The organism is Halostagnicola kamekurae (assembly GCF_900116205.1).
Lineage (GTDB): Archaea > Halobacteriota > Halobacteria > Halobacteriales > Natrialbaceae > Halostagnicola > Halostagnicola kamekurae.
In genome coordinates this window covers 328,496-351,185 of sequence record NZ_FOZS01000003.1, presented here as the reverse complement: position 1 = coordinate 351,185, position 22,690 = coordinate 328,496, and the positions used below count along the sequence as shown (strand labels likewise).

The window sequence follows — 22,690 nt, the reverse complement described above, 5'->3', positions numbered from 1 at the left end:
TATTGGTATCACCGTACGAGAGACTCGAAAACACGTTCTTCGACTTTTCGGAGGTGATCTCCAGCGGTCGTCGGCGCAATCCCTACAACTGCTGCCACATCATCGAGCGTCGATTCGCGAGGTACACTATAGTATCCCATCTCGACGGCCGTCTTAAGCACTTCCCGTTGGCGCATTGTTAAGATCCGTGTGAATGCCGCTTCGTCCGGAACATATTCGCCTGTTTCGGTGACCTCGTACGTGATCGGGAGTTCTTCCGTGTCTTTCTGGACGAGTTTCTGGAACGCTTTATCGCTCCCCAGATACGTTACTCGAAGCGACCCGTCAGCATTGAAATGAATCGGGGTCTCGATGATGAGATCCGACTCGCGTTGGCGTTCCAGCATCCGACGCGTTGTGTCGGTCGGTTCGAACTGGCTGACCGCTAGCCATTGGTCTCCCCCCGAGACGAGATAATCGATGACGAATTCAGAACTCTCCATGATCTCTTCGTATCGATTCCGATCGCCGCTCCCTTCAGCGAATAATAGCACGGTCCCATCGGCTAGCAGTTCGACGCTACGAATCGCTTCTCGAGTGATCGACGGCTCGTCCACGAGCTGCTTCGCAAGCGGATGGAACGTACCCTCGTCGGTCGGACGAACATGGACCGTGAGATACCGCATTGCGTACGATGAATCGTAGCGCCTAATAAAAACGTGTGAATAATCGCCAGTCGGCATTTCGTGGCTCTCCTCGAATCGAGAGATATGACGTCTCTGCAAATGACTGTCCGATTCGATAGCCTACACGTGATAAGAGGTTTCCAACTCACCCTAGCTGATTCAGGACGGGGATACTAATGGCACAAGAGACACCCGAAGTGGCGATTATCGGCGGCGGTATCTGTGGACTCACCACAGCCCTCGCGTTCGAACAGCGTGGCTGGACACCAACGGTCTATGAAGCCGCATCCGGATATCGGCCTATCGGCGCTGGACTGTTGCTACAGACCAACGCACTCCTCGTTTTCAATCGGCTCGGAATCGCCGAACGTATCCGCACTGCAGGGGTCCCCCTCAGCGACAGTCTGATTCGTTCCTCCAGCGGGCGCGTTCTCACTCGGTTCGATCTTGATCAAGTTGAGCGAAGTCAGTTTGGATATGGGTTCGTCGCAATCCACCGTGCTGAACTCCAACGAATACTCCTCGAAGAGCTCGATACCGAGGTTCACACCGGAATGACGTGTGAGGCTGTTGCCACGGCTGACCCACCAGCGGCTCGATTCACCGACGGCACGCAAATTCAGCCGGATATCCTCATCGGGGCTGACGGCATCAACTCCGCAGTTCGTGACGCAATCGCTGCGGACATCGAACTGCAGGCGCTGGAGAGTATCGTCTATCGAGCTGTTAGCACCGTCGACCTCCCCGACGACTACCGTACACAGGGAGTCGAAGTCTGGGGGAACGGGACCTACACTGGCGGAGCACCGATCGACACGGATCGATTCTACTGGTTCGCCACAGCACCCGGCCCAACACCATCCGATTCGACTACTCCCGCGGAAACGATAGCGACACTCCGTGATCGATACACCGACTATCCGGAGCCGATCCCTACCGTAGTCGACTCACTCGATCCCGACGACGTCTTCGTCACCGGTCTCGAGGACGTCCCAGCCCTGGAGACGTGGTCTCGTGGATCGGTCGTCATCGCCGGAGACGCAGCCCACGGGATGCTACCGTTCGCAGGACAGGGCGCAGCACAGGCCATCGAGGACGCGCTTGCGTTGGTCCACGCGCTCGACACGCACGACGATCCCGCGATAGCGTTCGATGCATTCGAAGCCGAACGAAAACCGAGAGCTGACCGGATTCGGTCTGAATCCCACCGGCTCGGAACGTTCGGGACGATGCAGTCACGTGTCGGCACTCGGGCACGCAATCTCGTTGTCAAGCTGCTTCCGGACACTGTCTTCCGTCGATCGCGTCGTCGCCGAGCAGCTCAGACGTCGCTCCCAGAAGAAATATAATCTACAAAAATATTCGAATTAAATTAATCTGTCGTGAAGAAGCGACCCATAGACCACCAGTTACCGAATTTAGACTTCGACTCCGCGATTCACTGAATATTGAAGTGGAAGTCAGTTTTCTCTCATGAATCAGGTAGAGAGCGAATCTAACCAATGTCTCGAGCGCGACGACTGGGCCACTATAGACGCTATCGAAACTCAGCCAGGGATTGTGCCCCTGAACGCGTCGTACTGATCACGATACAATTACCCCTCAGGGTGAGAGCTACAACCTACAAATCTTATAAAATTAATGATATATTTGCCTTCCCTCCCACGCCCCGCCCTTCTAGAGCATTACGCGTATTAGGCGTCGATCTCGTTTGGGTTCTTCACAGCTATGTAGATCTACAGCTGGATAACGCACATTGGGTATTGATCTCCTCGCTCCAACGATCTCCCTGAAATCTGAATCGGAAACTACTGGAAGGGGCGACATTCTCTCGCTGCTTAAAGATGGTAACCGAATTAGCAATGCAACGCTTGGACTCGGTCTTCGATCCATTCCAACACGGCAAAGAGGACATCCGAACAATGGTCAGACTCGAGTGCGACTGCTCTATATCTGCGGACGCATCTGGTGGTGAATGAGAGCGGTTCCGAGGCGCCTCTGGTTTCGGGTGTCGATCCCATCGGCATTGCCAGGCCTTCTCCTCACGAATCTCGATATAGTGGACTATGTAACCGCCTCCGACAAACCATCGAATATTCACTCGAGCTTCGCATACTGCGGAAGGATACTGTGTGCTGTCTAACTGGATCTCGAGGACGCGCGGAGAAATTGCATCAGGCCGAAACTCTCAGGTAGAAACAAGTGGATGGGTCGCTGCACGCTGTGCAAGTACTTCGAGCGCCGGAACATCAAGGGAACCGCTCGGCGTTTCGTCTCGCCCCGTCACGTCTTTGACTGGGTTCGACCACCGTTTGATGACTCGGCCCGTTGAACAGCCCGTTTTAGTATTGTTATATAGGGTACGTGGAGTATGCTGGTAGCTATCGTATTACTCGAGTTCGAGGTCTCGAGCATCGAGGTCGCCAGCGAGATAGTGTTCTCCGTCACGAGTAATCTCATAGACGCCGTTTCCGAGGTGGAGAAGAAGCCCATATCCGACGAGTTTCTTGCACCGGGCATTGATGTGTTGTCGAGAGAAGCGCACACGGTCGCTGTCAGCCATCTCTTTGGGCGTATCAGGCCCGTCATCAGCGAGATGTTCGAGAATTCGATCATCGGCGCGTGACATCCAGTCGGCATCAAAGCGCATACTCACTGCTGCTTGCGCCGACACTATCCGCGATGCGATCCGTCAACTATAGAATCTAATAGCTACTATTATTGACTACAAACGTTTAAAGGTCGCAAATTCTACGTTTAAACTGACTCAATGGAACGCTCACCGGCAAGTGGGGACGAACGATCAACAGAACTCGTCGTCGAAATCGTCGACACTCTGGAAGCATGTGGTCTCGATCCTGATTCCTACCAGCTGTACGATTACGTTGATGTCGAGGCACTCGAGCAAGTGTGTGCTTCCTCGAACGGGGATATTGAAATCCGATTCACTGTTGAAGGCATTCGGATCGCTGTGACACCGGATACCGTCACCGTCCTACTCGGTGAATCTGCGACTGCGTCGGAGTAGAATCATCGCTAACGGTGTTGATTCATTCAGGCGATCCCACCACAACTTCGTTCGCCTCGTTCCAGAGGCACGGTTGCTCAGGACTCGAGTTACATACTTCGGTGGACGTTCCTCCGAGTTCGTCATCAGGTTCTATGGAAGTTCGGGGCTTGACCCCCGAAGCAGTTCACTCGTTCTTCGTTGTGGACAGCACTTGACATCCTACTGTTTGCTCTCATCAACATAGAGTCACTGTATGAGCCGTTGTAACCATGACTCGGCACTATTCAACAGAGCAGTATATTCAAACGTTCCACTGACCACTCAAGCGTTTTTGCTAACATCTCTAGAAATAGTATGCTTTCCGCTCAATATGGTGTGAGGTTATCTACAAATACCCGTGAAAACCCCGATACAGGACATAGCTAACGAAACTCAAGAGATACGCGACTGCAACGGTTGTCGTAAGCGGCGATCGTCCGTCGACTGCGATCAGGACGATAATAACCGGGCCAAGAAGTAATAGTGAGTCGAACACCTGATCTTCAGCCCCGCCCTCAAATGGATCGCCGACATACGGGAGGTCACCGATCTTCATTGGTATAGCCCTCCGCGATCGAAAACCGTTCGTAACGTAACGAGCACGGGGATGATTTCGAGACGGCCAATCCACATATTGAACAGGAACATGATCTTGCCGGGTGTCGGGAGCGATTCTGGGCCAGTGATGCCAGCAGAGAGACCGACATTGCCCTGAGCGCTTGCAACCTCAAAGATGACGTTCTCGAGGGCGTACTCACCCTGTGGAAGGGAGAGAAGGAGGACAAAGGTACCGATGGCGAGGAACACAAACCAGAGGAAGCCGATGATCGCTGCTTCTTCGAACTCCTGACGGACTTCCTGCTCGTCGAGACGACGCCCATTGATTTTCAACCGCCGAACGGCTGAGTTGGGATAGAATACCTCGGAGATGCGAAAACGGATGCCCTTCAGCAACGTGAGCGACCGAATTAGCTTGATTCCGCCGGCTGTCGATCCAGCTGCGCCACCAACGATCATTCCGAAGACGACGGTGAGTTGCGCTTGAACTGGCCACCGGCCAAGGGCCACGTTAGTCGTGTCGACGGCGGTCTGGAAGCCGGCGCAGGTCGCCGCCGAAACGAACTGAAATGAGCCGTAACGAAACGCCGAAAACAGCGTGTCGTACGTGCCAGTCGCATAAATCATTCCGGTGAGTGCGATCGTTCCAACGCTCATGTAGATGAACACCCACCGCGTCTGCAGGTCTGTATAGAGATTTCGAAGGTCGCCTTGCAAGATGAGATAGTGGACCGGAAACGCAATGCTGCCGAGCAGCATGACCGGCAGGAGTGCGAAGTCGATGGCGGCGCTATCGTAGGTGGCGATCGAGTTGTCCATGATAGAAAATCCGCCGGTCGAAAGTCCCGTCATCCCGTGATTGATCGCCCCCCAGATCGGCATGCCAACGGCCCACAGCAGTAAGATAGAGACGAACGTAAATAGAAGGAAGATCCACCAAATCGTCTGTACGGTCGAGACGATACTTGGATGGATTCGTTCGGAACGGGCCTCGCTTTCATAGAGGGTCAGCGAACCACTGCCGGGCCGCGAGAGAACCGCCGTCGTGAGGACGATCACACCGACACCACCGATCCACTCGATGAACGATCGCCACCATTGCAGCGTTCGTGGCAAGACTTCCTCGTTGTCCGTCATCGTCAATCCAGTGCCAGTAAAACCGCTCATGCTCTCGAACACAGCATTGAGCGGCTTGGTAAACGCTGCGAGCGTCGGCGATTGTGCTGGCGTTCCGAGTACTGCAGGCGCGAGTTCAGCCGTCCACGAGATGAGGAGGAACGGCAGCGAGCCAAAGAGTGCAACGCAGAACCACCCCATCGCGGCGATGATCATCCCGTGTAGTTTCCCGGGTTGAGCCGCACCCTGGAACCGCGATGTCAAACTGTAGCCGATAACAAAGGGAAGCGTTCCGGAGACCAACAGCGCGGGTATCGTCCAGTACTCACCCCAAACGAGCGGCACGAGTACTGAGACGAACAATAACCCGGCGAGGGCCTCAAATATTCGCCCGAGGTCCCGGCCGATTGTTTCTACCGCTCCGTTCATCTACCGCTAACTGCCTCCTCGGGATGCATATACACGTCGAAATAATCATCCTCGGTTACGGCGACTCAGTGACTTCCACAGCGGGCAGGGACGTGTGGAAAGGGAGGCGACTCGAGCGTTATTTCGACTAATCTTTCTGGTGGCCGAATACGTCCGTGAGTTCGGCCGTGGCACCGAACCCTGAATAGACCGTCAGTAGATCGTCAGTGTGGATCTTCGTATCTCCCTGCGGGGTCAGTGGTGGATCTTGCCCTTCGCGTTCGATCGCAACGATCAGAACATCGTCAGGGAGGATTTCCTCATCTGCTGCCTCGAGAATCGTCTTTCCAGCGATTGGTGCGTTCTCGCTCACCGTGATTTCGAACACTTCCGCCTGCTCGCCGATTCGCATGTAATCGACGATTGCCGGGCGTGCCACTGACCGATACAGGTATTCGGCAATGAGTTCCTGCGGGTTCTCCATTGTGTTGACCCCGATCTGACGGAACACGTTCATATGTTCGGGGTCGTGAACGACCGAGACGATTGCGGGAACATCGTGTTCCTGGGCAAGCAGACACACCATGATATTGGTCGCATCTCGGTCAGTCGTGCTGATAAGGGCGTCAGCTTTCCCAATCCCAGCATCGATGAGCGCCTCATGGGCCGTGGCGTCGTCGTTGAGGATCAAACAATCATACTCACCAGCGGCGTGATCCGCGCGTTTGGGATCGTTCTCGATAACGACGACCTCGTTCCCCGATCGGGTCGCAATATCGATCAGCGGAATGCCGATATCACCCGCACCCACGACGATGATGTACATCGTCTCGGTTTTGTCGTGTCTCCGATGAAAATATACCGCTTTGGGAAGAAGTGGATTCGGGCCTCAAGTCTCGATTGGGGGTTTGATTGACCCCGCGGTCTTACGGCAGTCACGGAAAACCCATCCTCTAAGGAAGACGAGTCCGAAAACCCTCTTTCATTCTTACCATTCAATCACATGGTATATCCTGTTTCAAGCATCCTGAGATATATGTGGTATCACCACCAACTTTCTACCATGAGTGATCCATCGGATACGCCAAGTCCACCCACCGACCTCCCCGGCGATGTCGCTGCAACCTTACAGGAGATGGACATCCACGATCTTCGAGAAACGATCATTTACGCCCAAGAGTTACTCCACACTCACAATGCACCTCTGCTACAGATCGAACCGTTTCCGGGAGAGGAGATCGTGGAAATAACTGAGCATCCCGGGTATACAGAAGTAGTGAAACGACAACCTTGTGGGAACGATTGCGAGGACTGTCCACATGGTCCGTACGCCTATCACGTCACGCGTGAACAGCATCCCGATGGGAAAGAAGAGTTACATTGGGTGCTACTGGGCCGCGATAAATCTGTAGATGAATGAAGTACCCTAACCGAGGTAACCGTCAGAGGTGGATCCCTTGATTCGAATGCATATCCACTGACTCACGTGGTTCATTTGCTTTCCTCCTTGAGTGTCAGACCATTCTTGGCGAAACGTTAGCTCTGCAGCAATCGTTATCGCAGATGTATTTCAGGCATCGCTCAGTAATTCGAGAATAATGCGCCGGTTGATTTTGTTGGGTCAATAGCTGGCATGGGTGACTGGATGAGACTTGCATTCGCCTCTGTGTTTTACTGCGCTTGGCTATGCGAAAATCGCGGCCGTGGCCAAAGAGGTACAGAATCCTGGTCGAAATCTTCTAATCGCTATCATCGGCAGTGTCGCAATCGTCACGACATCTCTGGGGTACTCGTGACGACCTGCGTGGCGTAATTCCGTGGCCCGACCTCAGTCAGGATGCCCAGTCGCTCAGGCGGCCGAAGTCGCATTTCCGTCTCACTGGGACCAATCGGGGGAGTCGCCGCCGGGGCAGCGGCAGTGATGACCGTTGGCGCACTGCTGGCAACAGCGTCGTCCGCGAACGCCTCTATCCTGGCGTCGGTTCGCATCAATGTCGCGATGGGCCGTGACAAAATAGTCACAAACTGGCTCAACGAAATTCACCCGCGATTTGCGAGACTACCGTTCCACGTACAGTTGCGAATGCGATGAGTGTTGAATCTGTCCGCTCCTCTCTGGTTGCATACCCGACGAAAATATGCGCTACAGTCCTACATAAACCGGGACCAGATCGATTTCTTCTCGATGTCGGTTAAGACCGATCGCATCTCCTCGAGATCGACCTCGTTTGAGTGTACCGACTCGAGTCGCGATTGTCGCTGTGGATCTGGGCCGTGCCCAGTCTCGAGGAACGGTTCCAGCCCGAGATCCGCGGTCATCTCTGGGGAAGCGATCGACGCAATGAGTCGTAGGATCGATCTGTTCACTCCTTTCATGGCTCTCCGCATCTCTCGGAGATCCGCCAGTCGCTGTCTGGTCTCCGGCGGAAGATCATCCTCGGATATGGATATTCCCGGCTCGACGTTGAGTTCGGAGGGGTCGATGACGACGTTGACATTTCCGATGTCGTTGAAGTGGATCCGCTCTCTGTGCTCTCGCAGCCGATTGATTCGGTCGACAGTATCGTATAACTCGAACAGCGACCCCCGTACTTCGGGCGACAGTCGTAGGAACATTCCGGAGTGTTTCAACTGCTCGAACGCGGTCGTCGAGAGGGAACTGGGGAAGGAGACGACGTATCGAATCTCGATTTTCGTTCCGGGCGGAACCTCGACGGGGAGGTCGATCTGCTGGCGCTGTAAGTCGTCGCTGAGAAGTTCGGAGAGGTCTCGTATCCGCTCGGTGTTCTGCTCGAGTTCCGTCTGCATTGCCCGAAGGGACTGGATTTCCTGCCACTGGTTCCGCAGGTAAAACGTGAGAAAGACGGCGAACAAGGCAGTGAAGACGCCGGCGAGGATAGAAATAACGGCGGCTGTTTCCACCATGTGCCAGTTAACGGGACCAGCGTACAAATGTTTGGAGTCCAGTGAGGATGCCACTCGTCGGCAGCAGGTACATGGTTCTTACGCTGCTATGGTACGCATGGTCACAGAACGATATCGGTTTGAGTGTCACGACGTCGCAGACTGCGATGTGATCATCTACAGCGAGTTCGAAGAGTCGATATATGAGGCTGCGCGATCCCACCTGAAAGACGTACACGGACGAGACGTATCCGACGAAGAAGTGGCACCGTATATCGAAGCGCTCTGAGGTCGGAGGGTCGTTCATTTGATCTTATCCCGGTCTACAGTCCGCGACACTCCAAGTTGCGTCCCGATCTCTGGACTGTTCCCGAGATCCATAATACGATCTTAATACCGAATGCGACCTACGTACAGACGAGGGAGAGACTATGACTACAGATGAAATACAGGACGCTGCAACACAGCGGAAAGGAGAGATCGAACACGGTGTCGATGCTGGCCGCCACCTCGAATTCGTCGATTGGCTCGAGGCAAATCCAGAAGACGGAATGCTCGAATTCCGGGCCACAGGTGTCACCGAGGAGGTCGCCAACCGGACGACCGCAACGATCGGGGACTGGGCGCTCGGCGGCGAGGAGATGGGAGATGACCGTGAACACGTTCTCGAGTTCGGTCTCCCGCCGGAACTCGAGGAGGCGATGGCATACGTCGAGCCGACCGATCGCTACGAGGCCATCGAAGGGGCGCTTGCGGGACTGACCGCGTGCATCAACGGAACGGTTGTCTACAACGCGATCCGCGAAGGAATGAACGTCGAAGAGGTGACGACAACCGTCCGCGCTCCCGTCGATCTTCGGATGCTGTTCGGAATCCACGATATCGACAGAGCACACGACATGTACGGCGAACTCGAGATTGATGTGAACGTGACTGGTGATCTAACCACCGCAGAGCAATCGATGATCCGTGAGTTCCCAAAGCGGTCGCCGGTCTACAATCTCGTGACGCTCGAGCATCCAAACAGGCCGAACGTCCAGCTACAATCGGCAGACTGATCGTCACATCACATCTATTTTTAGAGGCATAAATGGTCGGATTACATCATTTTGTTCGAAACGAATGAGGCCATTTTCTGCATCCATGCTCTATATCTTGCAGGCGGTTCTTGACAGGAGCCGGCCAGATTTCGACCCGAACTGGTATGTAACAACAGAGCCGAAAATTCCACAGCGTGACCACTACGTACCTAATTCATCTAGTGCATCCTGATGGGTCCACACTGTTGTTGCTGAAACGTTCGCAACCTCCGCGATGGCCGACTGTGTGAGATACCACCCGTCTTCAGGGGCCGCTTTGTACAGAGAGGCAGCAGCGAATCCAGACGGACGAACACCTCCCTGCTGAGCCCGCCCGCTCAGCTACCTCTCTGGCTCGATACCGGATCTGACCCGGCATCTCGAGTTCCGAGGCGAGCCGGGGAACCGCTCGCTTTGCTCGCAGATATCGGTGGTAGATGATTACGTCGATGGTACCGCGTCCTCCGGGTCACTGGCTCCCGAGAATCTGGACTCGGGAATCGTCGATAGAGAGGGAGATCGTCTCGCCCAACTGGTACTGCTCCGCACCGTCGGCGTATAGCGTGACAGGAGTCCCGTCTGGTACTGTGGCTGTCAGTTGCGTTCGGTCGCCGAGGTAAGTGACGTTCGTCACCTTCGCACTGATCGGGCCTGTGCCCTCGAGATCGAACGCTCTGGGGCGTGCTGCGAGCGTGACGGTCCCACTCGTGGGCGCCTCGATCCCGAGTTGCGCGTATCCAAGATCGATGTGGCCGTTTTCGGCGCTCCCCTCGAGCAGCGTCGAACTTCCGATGAAGTTCGCGACGAAGGCGTTGGTCGGGTGGCGATAGATCTCCGCCGGCGTCCCGACCTGTTCGACAGTGCCGTCGTTGAGGACGGCGATCCGGTCACACATTGCCATCGCCTCCTCCTGATCGTGGGTGACGTAGAGCGCAGTCACCTCGAGATCGGCGAGGAGATCGCCGATTTCCTCGCGAAGACGCGCCTTGAGCTCCGCGTCTAGGCCGGTCATTGGCTCATCGAGGAGGAGTACGTGGGGTTCGATCGCGAGCGCCCGTGCGAGTCCAACGCGTTGCTGTTGGCCGCCCGATAGCGTCGCCGGACGGCGATCGGCCAGTTCCCCAATATCGAGCATGGCGAGTAGTTCGTCGGCACGATCGCGTCGTTTCTCTTTCGAGACGCCCTGCATCTTCGGGCCGAACGCGACGTTCTCGCGCACGGTCATGGTATCGAACAGGGCGTACGACTGGAAGACCAGCCCGGCGTTTCGCTCCTCCGGCGGAACGTTGGTGATGTCGACCCCATCGAACAGCACCCGGCCGTGAGTCGGTGTTTCGAAGCCGGCGATCGTCCGCAGCGTCGTCGTCTTCCCGCAGCCCGAGGGGCCGACGATGCCGAGAATCTCGCCGTCCCGGATCGTCAGATCGATCCCGTCGACGGCCACCTCGTCGCCGTAGGTTTTCGTCAGCGCCTCGAGGGTGACGTCACTCACGGTCGGATACCTCCCAGTGCCGTGGCGGGCAGAGTGAAAGACTTGGTCCAGTAACGGACCAAAGGCGCTGACTCGATCCGGTGGCAGGCCAAAGCGAGCGAGCGATTCGGTACGATTTCCGTTCGATAGTGAATCTCTGTGTCATCGTTGTGCAGTCGAGAACCCTCTATTGCCAAGCAGTTGGAGGACGAGTATCGCGGCCACCACGATCACGAAGTAAACGGAGACGGCGGCCGCCGATTGCAAGTGCGTCGCGTTCGAGATGTTCCGGTAGAGGAAGATCGCGAACGGGTCTGGACTACCGCTCGCTACCATGTACGTGAAGTTGAACTCCGCGGCCGCGAGCGTCCAGGTGATGATACAGCCGGCGACGATCCCCCGTTTGGCGTGGGGAACGATGATCGTCAGAAACGTCCGCGGCCACGAGGCGCCCAGCGATCGCGCGCTCTCCTCGAGGCGGACCAGATCCATCGACTGGAACGAACTCTGGACCGTCAGGACCATGTACGGCGATTTGAGGAGACAGTAGCCCACGATCAGTCCCAGCGCCGATCGGCCGTGGTTCGGGTAGGTCTGAACGAACGCGATCCCGAGTATCAACCCCGGGACAAGCGGCAGGATGGCGAACGTGTTGACCCAGTTCCGCGCGAAGAAATCGTATCGTGCGAGCGCATACGCGACGGGAACGCCGATGATCACGTTCAGGACCATCCCGCCGGTGGCGACCGCAAGACTGAACGCAAGCCCCGGGAGTGCGTTCGTTCGCACGCCGAAATCGCCGAAGCCGAGTACCTGTCGCCAGTGCTCGAACGTAACGAACCCTCGAGGGACGACGCCGGTCGCTGACTGTGCGAACGACGAGACGAATGTCACGAGGACGGGACCGGTCAGGAACGCGACGATGATCGTGACGAGGGCGACCAGAATCGGCCGGCCGACCACCGTCGACAGCGCCGTTCCGGATCGCGCCCCCACTTCGGCGGTAGTCGTCTCGGTGGTGCTTGTCGTCTCACTGATGCCGCCGTCTGCGCGCGGATCGACGGATCCAGATCCGTCCGTCGCCGCCGGGCCGTCGCCGTTTTCGTCCGGTTTCGAGGTCCCAGTCATTTCAGATCTCCACCGCATCGTTTTCGACGAAACGTAGCCCGATGAACGTGAACGCGACGATGAAGACCACGTAGACGATCCCGATGGCGGCCGCGACGTCCGGGTTGTACGCGCCGACGCTCATCTCGTTGTGTATCTGAAGCGTGATAACCTGATGGCTCTGCAAGATCAACACGGTTCCAAAGATTGCGAGCCCGGAGCGAAACGTCAGAATCGCGGCCGCCACGATCCCCGGACGGATTTCGGGGAGCGTAACGTGATAGAACGTCTGCCATCGGCTCGCGCCGAGCGTGCGCGCTGCCTCCTCGGCCTGCGTGTTGATCTCTGCGTAGGTTCCGCGCAACACCATGGTCGCCCGCGGGAGCAGCGAGTAGACGAATCCGAGGAAGAGACCGATGATTGTGGTCGCGGTCGCGAGTTCGAGTGACGCCCCGCCCGTCGCGACGCTGATCGCGTTCGTCACCAGCCCCTGTCGACCCAGGAGGACGAGTATCAGGTATGCGACGATAATGCCCGGCAGTGCGATTGGGAACGACACCGCGGCGACCATGGCTTTCTCGGCTGGGAGGTCGTACTTCTCGAGAGCGTGTGCGACGGCGACGCCGAGCGCGACGCTGACCGCCGTCGCGAGCGCGACGAACCACAGCGTGTTCCAGGCGACTACTCGGTACTCGGCGGTGGTCGCGAGCGTCTCCCAGGCCCCGAGCGACCACCCCTCCATCCAGATCGTATCCTCGGCGAGACTGATCCGGGCGAGCATTACCAACGGGGCAAAGCCCGCGACGAGCGCGAGCACGAAAAAGGGCAGACAGAGCAGTGCGATCCGTCGCCGTTCGCGTTCGCGCTCGGTCGTCGGCCGAACGGTCGTCGAGGTAAGCGTCGCGACACGCCGAATTGACCCCGCTGCCGATTTCCGGACGGACATCCGCGGTCACTGGGCCCCCTGCAGCGGCGTTCGGTCGACGAGCTCTTCCTGAATGTCCGTCTGGTTCTCAACGAGCGTCTCCTGATCGACCGTGAACTGCGCGGCCTCGTAGGACGATTGATCCGGGAACTCGTCTGGCTGATCGAGTTCGCTCGCCCGAATCGGACGGACATAGGCGTCGAAGAACAGCTCTTGGCATTCATCGGTCATGACGTAGTCCATGAATAGCTTCGCCGCCTCGGGATTGGGCGCGTTTCGCAACAGGGCGTAGCCGTAGGGAACGTTCATCGCACCCGGCTCACCGTCGGGTCCCTCGAGGATCGCCACGTCGATCTGGTCCTCGTCGAACTCGTCGTTGTTGTACTTGAGGTTGAGACCGGTGTAGTCGTATTCGACGACCGTGGATATCTCGCCGGCGGTCATCGGTCCCTCGACGTTGCGCCGGAAATCCGCGCCATGTTCAGCGATATCTTCGTGGTACTTGATGACGGGGTCGAGGTTGTTCAGGTCGCCACCGTAGGCCCGGTTGACAGATAGCGCGGAGGCCTGACCGTTTGCCGTGTGTGGCGGCGTGAAGGCCAGATCCTTCGCGATGTCCGGATGTTTGAGATCCTCCCAGGTTTCGGGAGCGTCAAGTCCCCGTTTCTCGTAGATATCCGTCCGGTAGGTCACTGACGTTGTCACCTGCCGCGTCGCAGTGACGTGTCCGTTTTGGGTCTTCAGATCGTCGGGGACGATATCCCAGTTAACCGGCTTGTAGTCAGTTGTCAAATCGTCGTTCATCGCCTGCAGACCGAACGAGTAGCCGCCGTTGTACGCCGAGTGCGTCGGGTTCTGGGCGTTGGCGCGCATATCATCGAGCGCCTCGCCCGAAGACCCCTGTGCGTCGTACAGCGCGACATCATATTTCTCTTCAAACGCCTCCATAACAGCCCCCCAGTTCATCCACCCGGTCTGGACACAGTAAACCTGCAATTCATCCGGAAACGAAGAGGAGTTGATCTCTTCTTCGTACTCGCCATAGCCGACTGTGTAGGTCTCGCCATCGCCTCCTGTCAATCCAGCTATACACCCTGCTAATGCGAGTGAGCCAGCAGTAACTCCGGTTGTGAGTACTGATCGCCGCGTCATCCCGTTTGCATCGGACATCATCAGGCACACAGCAAGGAAAACATTAATTAATTGCTATGTTAGGTACGTGGATGACTATGCCAATATAGGATGATATGTACTAGTACTGGACACAATTCTCTTGGTGAAACACTAGATATATTATATAAAGTAGCTGTTGAATGCAACACGCAAATGTAGCATACGATTCAGTTCCGGTTGAAACGGTAGTGGTCGCCCAGTATAGAGTAGGCAGATAACACTGATGGACCTAAAGCATCACTAATGGTATGATTTCTAACCGTTGGACCTTGAACCGTGACTGACACTCTCCTCCGTATCGAGTTCTGCCTCTCGAGCCCTGATCCGCGTTTCGCGCTCGAGGGTGCCGCCGTGCATCCGCCCATCGCCCGTATTTGCGATCCCATATGGATGATTCGCATCCACCTTCGCCTAGATCTCCATCTCGACCGTCGCCTGGAACGGCGGCGACTTTCAACTCTATATCAGGTTGCTCGATGCATTACTCTTGGATAATTCTGGCTTCAGTTTCCACCGGCTCTCTGCTGGCGAAACGGTTGGACTCATTCGCAGTGTCACTATGTAGTAGGTATTGTCGAACGCCCTACGGCGATTCACCAGAGCAAAGCAAGGCAGTGATAGTTGCTTACTGGAACTCAGCCTATGGCCCCAATGATATTTATTACCATAAGTGTAGAATTCCAACAGAGAGTCACCCAGAATCACTATCAAAGTGAATAGCTAGTCACTGGCTAAAGCTGTTCTCAAGCAGATTCTGGAGGGGCTCGACTGCAGGAGTGCCGTTCTGAACACCGTGACATTATGGGATGAGCAGGCGCAAAACCTCGCGCTTCAGCGCGGGGAGGGTGTCAAATGAATTCGCCAGCTACCGTCCAGAAGAAGTCGTTGGTAGCATAAAGGAAAACGTGGAGCCTTCCCCAGGTTCTGATTCAACCCAGATGTCGCCCCCGTGCCGTTCAATTATTCGGTCACAGAGAGCGAGACCGATCCCTGTCCCTGAATACTCCTCATGGGTGTGGAGACGCTGAAACACTTCGAAGATTCGGTTTTGATCATCGACGTTGATACCAACACCTTCATCGCGGACAGACACGATCACTTCCTCATCATCTATCACGGAGGTAACATACACTTGTGGCTTCTCAGTTCCACTGTACGTAATAGCATTGCTCAGAAGGTTTTGGAAGACCTGTCGGAGCTGCCCAGCATCCCCCTGTACCCGCGGTAACGACTCTGCGGATATCTCTGCATTGCTCTCAGCGATTTTCACCTGCAGATCATCAACTACATTCTCAAACACCGTATCAAGATCGACCGATTCGAAAGAATTACCCTGTCTTTCAACTCGAGAGTAGTTGAGTAATCCTTCGATCATGTCCTGCATCCGATCTGCCCCGTCGACAGCAAATTCGATGAATTCCCGCCCGTCCTCGTCAAGTTTGTCTCTATATCGTCGGTCGACTAACTGGAGGTAACTCGTGATCATTCGAAGCGGTTCTCGTAAGTCGTGAGATGCAGCGTACGCAAATTGCTCTAGTCGCTCGTTTGACTCTTCAATCTTGCGCTGGTATTCTTTTCGCTCGGTGATGTCCTGCACCATCAACATTCCTGCGAATATGTCGCAGTCGCTGTTTCTCACGGGGAGGGTATGCGCCCAAAAATCACGATTATGGTACTGCTCCTCGAACGTGTTTGATTCGCCATCAAAGACGGCTTTGAAGTATGGCTCAATTCGCTCTACAAGATCGTCTGGATATCGTTCATAGATCGTCGAACCGACTACTTCATCATACGAAATCTCGAGGCTTTCAAACAATTCACCGCCCGCCACCGTATATTCGAACTCCTCGTTGTAGAGCCCAACTGCTCCCGGGAAGTGATCAATAAGTGTTCGATACCGTTGTTCGCTTTCCTCTAAGGCCCGTTCTCTTTCTTTCCGTTCAGTGATATCTCGAACGACGCCCACACGCTCACGCTCTTTCGATTCGGATGGGAAAACCGCAAAAGTCGCTTCAGTAGGGATTCGATCGCCGGCAGCAGTTTTCACTGTTGCTTCCAGCGACGGATTATCTGAATCCCCTTGGACGATCTCTTCTTCTATCTCCTTTGCACTCTGGTGAACCCCTTCGTCCACGATATCGGCTGCATGTGCTCCCTCCAGTTCTTTCGGTGAGTACCCCAGCATATCTGCAAAAGACTGGTTCACCATGGTTAGATATCCATTTTCGTCAAGAACATAGATCCCATCCTCGACGGTTTCAACAATCGTCTCGTATTTTTGCAATTCTTGCTCCCGCCCGTTCCGTTCGGAAACGTCACGTACCACTCCAACAGTGCCGCGGAATTCTCCGTTGTCGGAGATGATGGGTGTGAACTTGCTCTCAGCGGGTATTTCCGCTCCATCGCTTCGCACGATATCGGCCTCGATAGTCGCAGCATCCTCATCAGCCCCGAGTAGATTCATCGACTGTTCTGCTGCTTTAGTCGATACGTCAGTCCCGACCACGAGCGAACAGTGTGATCCCAAAAGTTCTTCACGCGAGTATCCAGTCATCTCGACGTACGCTTGGTTCACAACCACAAAACGAGAATCCTCGTTAAGGACGTAGATACCGTCCTCTATGGTCTCAACGATGGTTTCGTACTGAGTTAGTTTCTGCTCACATTTAATACGATTAGCGGTAGTACTGATATCGCGAAGAACACCAACAGTTCCTCGATAGATCTCGTCTTCTAGTAACAGATCAAACCGCAATTCGCACAATCTTTTCTCTCTGTCTGCAGTCTCAATTGCAAACTCGAGCGTAGGAGGGTCCCAATCGTCGGTTTGGAGGCGGGTCTGGATTACACTATTCATGTGACCAACATCGGTTTCATTCAACAGTAGTGATACGTGTGCGCCAAACAATCTATCTCGGCTATAGCCTGTTATCTCTACGATCGAATCATTGACCGCAACAAAATTCCCTGTAGAATCAAGCTGGTATATTCCATCGTCGATAACGTTGACGAGAGCTTGAAATCGCCGGAGCACCGCGTCACTCTTTGTGTCTGCCCAAAAGTTTGATTCCGTGCTATCTGGGCTGTCTGTCATTAGCCCGTAGTAGCTTTTACAGGTCATAAACCCTTGTAAACCCGCTCTAAATTTGTACCGCCACTGTACCTTATTTTAATTCTCAATAATGTACTCAGACGGTGTTACTTTTCTTGCGATTTCTCCTCTAGAACGTCTCTCGAGGGAAATACATTCGGAATATTGATATTTCCGCAACCGTTCGAGGCCCGAGACTGTCCGTTCTGCCCCCGAAAACACTCATCAGCCCCATAACTGTAGAACGTGAGGAACAGCGGCCGATCGACGCTATCAAGGAGGATCTTCCATGAGCGAACAACCACAGCACGAATCAGGGCGCATTCCGCCTGAATTCGATCACCAGCGAGACGACCGGATCGACGAGCGAGCCCTCGAGGATATCCTCGGGGACGACGCAATCGGTCGGGATGAGCACGAGAACGCGCCTGCGTTCATCATCAGACCCGACACGGTACAGGAGGTCCTCGAAAGACTCAGGGATGAAGCGGGATTCGACCACCTGTCGCTGATTACTCCACAGGAATATGAGGACCGTTACGAATCCCTGATACACTTGACAAAGTATCACGAGCGGACCCACGAGGTCACTCTCGTGGTCCGTCTTCCGAAGGATGCTCCCGTCTGTCAGACCGCCGAACCCGTGTTTCGGACCGCCGACTGGCACGAACGCGAGGCGTTCGACCTCGTCGGCATCGATTACGAAGGGCACCCGGACCCGCGCCGGATCCTTTTACCCGAGACGTGGCAGGGCCATCCGCTGTCGCTGCGGTACGATCAGGACAAGCCCCAGGTAGTCACCCTTCCCCAGCACACGAGCTCGCCCCGTCACGAGTTGACCGACGACGAGTCGGATACGATGTTCATCAACATCGGCCCCCACCATCCGGCGACGCACGGGGTCTTGCACCTGAAAACGACCCTCGACGGCGAGACGGTCGTGGACGTCGACCCCGACGTTGGGTATCTTCACCGCTGCGAAGAGCAGATGTGCCAACAAGGGACCTACCGTCACCAGATCATCCCGTACGCCGATCGGTGGGATTACACCGCCAACCTTCCCAACGAGTGGGCCGTCGCTCGGGCGATCGAGGATCTCGCGGACATCGAGGTTCCCGAGTACGCACAAGTGTTGCGGACGATGACGACCGAGTTCGGGCGGATGCTCGGACACTTTCTGGCGCTCGGAACGTTCGCGCTCGACGTCTACGGCGATTTCACGGCCATCTTCCAATATGCGTTTCGCGACCGCGAAATAGTTCAAGACATCATGGAGGATCTCACGGGCCAGCGAATGATGTTCTACTACTTCCGACTCGGCGGTGTTGCGTGGGATCTCCCAGAGCCCCGCGATGAGTTTTTCGATCAGATCCGCGACTTCATCGACGAATTACCCGCAAAGTTACAGGAGTACAGGGATCTACTCACGACGAACGAAATCTTCCAGATCCGCTGTGTTGACACCGGAATCCTCGAACCGGCTGTCGCAAAAGAATACGGCTGTACGGGGCCGGTCGCGCGCGGATCGGGCATCGATTACGACCTTCGCCGGGACGATCCGTACGGTTACTATCCCGAACTCGAGTGGAACGTCGTCACCGAGGACGGCTGTGACAACTACAGTCGCGTCCTCGTACGCATGGACGAAGTCGAGGAATCGGCGAAGATCGTCGAACAGTGCGTCGATCTGCTCGAGGAGTGGCCCGAGAGCGAACGAGACATCCAAAGTAACGTTCCCCGAACGCTCAAGCCGCCGGCTGATGCGGAAACCTACCGTGCGGTCGAAATCGCGAAGGGGGAACTCGGGGTGTACGTCCGCTCGGACGGAACGAACTCGCCGGCGCGGTTCAAGATTCGAAGCCCCTGTTTCCACAACCTCTCGGCGCTCCCGGAGATGGCTGAAGGGGAGTACGTCGCCGACCTGATAGCCTCCCTGGGAAGTCTCGATATCGTGCTCGGGAGCGTCGACCGGTGAGACGATTGCAGACAGCGATCCCGGCAAGTTCGGCGTCGACGGGCGAGTTCCTGTCCAATCAAACCGCCCATCGAGATACCGATCATGCCGGCGGGGAGGTGCGACTCGGGGAGCGACTCGAGCGCTCGAGCATGCGTTTTGGCTGCGTTTTCTGCATCGTATCCAGGCGGAAGCCCGCGGGGACGGCTGAGAACGTAGATCGTGTACTCAGAAACGTATCGCGAAACGTAGGGTAAGAGCGCCCACCCAGAAAACGGCGGATACGTTCCTGAAAACATCTCGTCACCGAACCCGGGGAAGACGATGAACGCCCGCGAGCCGTTTCCGACCGCAACAGACGAAATTCCGTCAGCGAGTGTACCCGTCTCTGTTCGTGGTATCGACGGCCGAATCGGTGGAGTGAACATGGTGTAGCGATGGGGCGAGACGACAGCAGGTTTTCGACGACGCGATTCGATCATCGATCCGGCGGCGGCCCGCGAAGGCCCGGGTTGGTCGTTCGATCCTGCATTCGTCGCATCCGCGCCCGAAGCTCGGGACCGGTTCCGGGGGCAGTAACCGGGGAGTCCGAGGTGCCTGATTCGGGGGCATTCAGTGAGTCGATCGTCTCGAGAGACAGCGGAAACCGTCGTATATCCTTATGGATCGAGATCCCGGCATACGCACCGTCGCCGATCGCGATCGGGGTCTGATTTTGGCCGTGAGTAACGTCTCCCACTGCGTACACCCCCTCGACGCTCGTCTCGCGACGCTCGTCGACGTCGATTGCCCCGTCGTCCGTCAGGTCACACTCGAGTGATTCGGCGAGCGGAGTGTTGTACGTCATTCCGTACATCGCGAACCCGCCGAGGTAGTCGCGAGCCGTCCCGTCAGTGAAGGTGAGTCCGCCGAATCGGTCATCGTCCGTGTCGGCGGTGTACGTTTCGACGACCTTCGGTTCGACGCGCTCGATCGGGTGAGCGCGTAGCTGTTCGTCTGTATCGTCGTCCCACTGAGGGTCACGTCCGTCGAGCAGGAGGTCGACATCCTCGGTGAAGTTGAGCATCGTCATCGCGGCGTGTGCCGCATCGTCGTCGTGGCCGAGGACGTACACCGAGCCATCGCCGAGTGCGTACGCATCACAGTGTAGACAGTAGTACAACCCGCGGCCGGTGAACTCTCGAAGCCCCGGTACATCGGGGCTGTGATCGCGAAACCCGGTCGCTAGCACGACTCGTTTCGATTCGACCGTCGCGTGGGCGGCCTCGAGACGGAAGGGGTAGTCGCCCTCGACAGTGTCAATGTTCTCGACGATATCCAGGTAGATATCTCCGCCATACGTTTCGACCTGCTCGAGCGCATGGGAAGCAAGTTCTCGACCGGAGATGTCCGGTGAGATTCCCAACACATTGTGTACGTGGTTGACCGCCGCGTGACGGCCGCCCTCGCCCTCGAATACGGCGGTTTGGTGGCCCAGACGCGTGGTGTACAGTGCGGTGGTCAGGCCGGCGGGTCCGCCGCCAACGACGACGACCTCGTACTGTGGACAAGTGTTAGGTGACATTCGACCTCGACTTACAACGGCGAGGGTGTTGACTGTATGCCGTGCACATGCGGCTGTCCAGAGCGCAGATATTTCCGAACGGCACGACGACCCCAATCGCGGTCACTCGCGAGGGCGATCCCCTTCGAAAGCAGATCTACGCTCCCAGCGGACGTAGTCATCCGAATCAACCGAGGGATCGGCATCAAGGGTCGTAGACAGGGTCGGCTGCGCCTGACCGAATTGCTCGGTCGGTTCCACGAGTTGGCGCTCTGGATCATAGATTATCTCCGTTATTGACAGTACGAGTTCGGTTTGGTACGGGCCAGCGAGAAAAACTGCTGCAATTAGCCGAGCATACGATGTACCAACCGCACTCCGAGCATGAAGGCGATACCAACAAAGAACACGAGAAGTAGAGACTGGATCGAACCACGTTACGTCCACTTTTGCTTTCGGGAATCAAATCGGAGTTGGTGATGTAGATGAAATTCCCCGCCGCGACGGGAAGAGCAAGTCAGGCAACGCACCGAGGACGTCCCCGAGAACGTAGCCGATGGTCCCGTCCACGACGGCGGTCGTCCCTTTGAGATAGTTGAGATGAGAGCCCCACGGGGTCGAACCGTCCGTAGACGAGAACGCCGAAACCCGATTATCGCGTGGGACGTCCAGATGGCGTTTTCCGTCTGAAAGGCTAGACTGGGCTGAGCAGGACGATCAACGAATATCGCTCGTGCCCTGAGCGCACTTCAGCGCCCGCGAGGGAGGGATCAATTGGTTCCATCAGTGCTATTTCGATCCACCCGCTCGTAATACATCGGCGGTCGAACGGCGTGTCTGATCCCGGTCCACTCCGCGACCTCGAGTTCGTACAGCTTCGTCTCATCCCGATCGTCCGCCGTCTGGAACAGTTCCGGCTGCCACGCGGGGATCTGTGTCTCTGTGAGTGCTGTCGATTCCGCCTCAGAAAGCCGTCGAATCGTTCCCTCGAGAAAGACACTTCGCCAGTGAAACATCGTTTCGGCGTTGTAGACGAGAAAGCTACACGTATCTGAACGGTCGGCAAGATCCGATTTTCGACTCTCGCTCCCTGCGAAAAATGAGAAGTAGAGGGACGTTCCCCCGTCGTATCCGAACGACATCGGCAAGAGATACGGTGCGCCCGACGTAGCGAGGCCGAGAATCCCCACGTGCTGAATCGCGAGAAACCGCTCGATCGCTTCGTCGTCCATCCGTTCGACCCCGTACGTATCGAGTTCGTCGACGATCATCTCGACTCGAGGTACGGTCCCGACTGGCATAAACCGAACACGGCAACCGAGGCCGAAATGGTCGCGTGGAATTTCTCCGGAGAGGGACCAACAGAGCCAATCGCTGCTATCACGGTCTGTTGGACGTACTGCGACGATAGGTTCTCCCGCCGGTGAAAACCACGTTCATTTGACATAGGTATTTATGCCGTTCGTGATACGACGGCGCATGGAACCGAAAGTCACGAGACAGTGTCACGTTCTGATGGGGAATCCGTTGATCCTGCTAACGTTCGGTATCGGATATTGTGCTATCGTCGGAACCTGTTTCGACAATTTTCTGCTCGTAATTGCGGGACTCTTTCTCGGCTGGGTGGGGTTGTTCTACTGCGTGGGG

At 56.1% G+C, this 22,690-nt stretch carries 18 protein-coding genes and 3 pseudogenes; 7 read left to right on the top strand and 14 right to left on the bottom strand.

From position 1 onward, the window contains the following. Positions 1 to 8 precede the first annotated feature (8 nt). Positions 9 to 665: a helix-turn-helix domain-containing protein gene (locus BM348_RS15535; RefSeq protein WP_092906140.1), complete on the bottom strand. Its 657-nt coding sequence runs from the start codon at positions 663 to 665 to the stop codon at positions 9 to 11. Positions 666 to 841: 176 nt separating this feature from the next. Here BM348_RS15535 and BM348_RS15530 point away from each other — a divergent pair, with 176 nt between their 5' ends. Beyond that, positions 842 to 2,014 (top strand): FAD-dependent oxidoreductase, encoded by a 1,173-nt coding sequence (locus BM348_RS15530; protein WP_092906138.1) that lies wholly within the window; start codon positions 842 to 844, stop codon positions 2,012 to 2,014. Positions 2,015 to 3,054: 1,040 nt separating this feature from the next. On the opposite strand, the gene BM348_RS21910 is transcribed toward BM348_RS15530, so the two are convergent. Then, positions 3,055 to 3,315 (bottom strand): winged helix-turn-helix domain-containing protein, encoded by a 261-nt coding sequence (locus tag BM348_RS21910; protein WP_092906136.1) that lies wholly within the window; start codon positions 3,313 to 3,315, stop codon positions 3,055 to 3,057. Positions 3,316 to 3,435: 120 nt separating this feature from the next. On the opposite strand from BM348_RS21910, the gene BM348_RS15515 reads away from it, so the two are divergent. Continuing rightward, positions 3,436 to 3,693 carry a HalOD1 output domain-containing protein gene (locus BM348_RS15515; RefSeq protein ID WP_092906134.1) on the top strand — a complete coding sequence of 86 codons (258 nt, stop codon included), beginning with the start codon at positions 3,436 to 3,438 and terminating at the stop codon, positions 3,691 to 3,693. A 573-nt stretch (positions 3,694 to 4,266) separates the two neighbouring features. Here BM348_RS15515 and BM348_RS15505 read toward each other — a convergent pair. Beyond that, the gene (locus tag BM348_RS15505; protein WP_092906130.1) at positions 4,267 to 5,817 is read right to left on the bottom strand and encodes a TrkH family potassium uptake protein; all 1,551 of its coding nucleotides are present in this window, start codon (positions 5,815 to 5,817) and stop codon (positions 4,267 to 4,269) included. 127 nt (positions 5,818 to 5,944) lie between these two features. Continuing rightward, positions 5,945 to 6,622 (bottom strand): potassium channel family protein, encoded by a 678-nt coding sequence (locus tag BM348_RS15500; RefSeq protein WP_092906128.1) that lies wholly within the window; start codon positions 6,620 to 6,622, stop codon positions 5,945 to 5,947. A 237-nt stretch (positions 6,623 to 6,859) separates the two neighbouring features. Here BM348_RS15500 and BM348_RS15495 point away from each other — a divergent pair, with 237 nt between their 5' ends. Together BM348_RS15495 and BM348_RS22305 are read left to right on the top strand one after the other, a co-directional pair. Then, positions 6,860 to 7,216 carry a hypothetical protein gene (locus tag BM348_RS15495; protein WP_092906439.1) on the top strand — a complete coding sequence of 119 codons (357 nt, stop codon included), beginning with the start codon at positions 6,860 to 6,862 and terminating at the stop codon, positions 7,214 to 7,216. Positions 7,217 to 7,475: 259 nt separating this feature from the next. After that, positions 7,476 to 7,852: pseudogene (locus BM348_RS22305) on the top strand (amino acid permease); the annotation flags it as partial. 95 nt (positions 7,853 to 7,947) lie between these two features. Here BM348_RS22305 and BM348_RS15490 read toward each other — a convergent pair. Then, entirely contained in the window at positions 7,948 to 8,721 is a 774-nt protein-coding gene (locus tag BM348_RS15490; RefSeq protein WP_092906126.1) for a hypothetical protein, read from the bottom strand. A 97-nt stretch (positions 8,722 to 8,818) separates the two neighbouring features. On the opposite strand from BM348_RS15490, the gene BM348_RS21440 reads away from it, so the two are divergent. Together BM348_RS21440 and BM348_RS15480 are read left to right on the top strand one after the other, a co-directional pair. Then, a complete protein-coding gene (locus tag BM348_RS21440) occupies positions 8,819 to 8,989 on the top strand; it encodes a DUF1059 domain-containing protein (protein WP_175507209.1) in 171 nt (56 codons plus the stop codon). Between the two features lie 142 nt (positions 8,990 to 9,131). Beyond that, the gene (locus BM348_RS15480) at positions 9,132 to 9,758 is read left to right on the top strand and encodes an OsmC family protein (protein WP_092906122.1); all 627 of its coding nucleotides are present in this window, start codon (positions 9,132 to 9,134) and stop codon (positions 9,756 to 9,758) included. Between the two features lie 183 nt (positions 9,759 to 9,941). Here the strand turns inward: BM348_RS15480 and BM348_RS21900 are convergent. The 7 genes and pseudogenes from BM348_RS21900 to BM348_RS15455 all read right to left on the bottom strand — a co-directional run. Further along, a pseudogene (locus BM348_RS21900) lies at positions 9,942 to 10,185 on the bottom strand (transcription initiation factor IIB family protein); the annotation flags it as partial. Positions 10,186 to 10,248: 63 nt separating this feature from the next. Then, a complete protein-coding gene (locus BM348_RS15475) occupies positions 10,249 to 11,271 on the bottom strand; it encodes an ABC transporter ATP-binding protein (protein ID WP_092906120.1) in 1,023 nt (340 codons plus the stop codon). 141 nt (positions 11,272 to 11,412) lie between these two features. Further along, entirely contained in the window at positions 11,413 to 12,378 is a 966-nt protein-coding gene (locus BM348_RS15470; RefSeq protein WP_092906118.1) for an ABC transporter permease, read from the bottom strand. 1 nt (position 12,379) lies between these two features. Next, complete coding sequence (locus BM348_RS15465; RefSeq protein WP_092906116.1) at positions 12,380 to 13,303, bottom strand: ABC transporter permease; 924 nt, start codon at positions 13,301 to 13,303, stop codon at positions 12,380 to 12,382. Between the two features lie 6 nt (positions 13,304 to 13,309). Then, the gene (locus BM348_RS15460; protein ID WP_092906437.1) at positions 13,310 to 14,452 is read right to left on the bottom strand and encodes an extracellular solute-binding protein; all 1,143 of its coding nucleotides are present in this window, start codon (positions 14,450 to 14,452) and stop codon (positions 13,310 to 13,312) included. Between the two features lie 300 nt (positions 14,453 to 14,752). Beyond that, positions 14,753 to 14,908 (bottom strand): annotated as a pseudogene (locus tag BM348_RS21895) (DNA-binding protein); the annotation flags it as partial. A gap of 412 nt (positions 14,909 to 15,320) precedes the next feature. After that, positions 15,321 to 17,549 carry a PAS domain-containing sensor histidine kinase gene (locus BM348_RS15455; RefSeq protein ID WP_175507208.1) on the bottom strand — a complete coding sequence of 743 codons (2,229 nt, stop codon included), beginning with the start codon at positions 17,547 to 17,549 and terminating at the stop codon, positions 15,321 to 15,323. A gap of 286 nt (positions 17,550 to 17,835) precedes the next feature. Between BM348_RS15455 and BM348_RS15450 the strand changes: the two genes are divergently transcribed. Beyond that, entirely contained in the window at positions 17,836 to 19,521 is a 1,686-nt protein-coding gene (locus BM348_RS15450; protein ID WP_092906112.1) for an NADH-quinone oxidoreductase subunit D, read from the top strand. Between the two features lie 457 nt (positions 19,522 to 19,978). On the opposite strand, the gene BM348_RS15445 is transcribed toward BM348_RS15450, so the two are convergent. After that, entirely contained in the window at positions 19,979 to 21,064 is a 1,086-nt protein-coding gene (locus BM348_RS15445) for an NAD(P)/FAD-dependent oxidoreductase (protein ID WP_092906110.1), read from the bottom strand. Positions 21,065 to 21,813: 749 nt separating this feature from the next. Then, a complete protein-coding gene (locus BM348_RS15440; protein ID WP_245779484.1) occupies positions 21,814 to 22,344 on the bottom strand; it encodes a pyridoxamine 5'-phosphate oxidase family protein in 531 nt (176 codons plus the stop codon). Positions 22,345 to 22,690 lie beyond the last annotated feature (346 nt).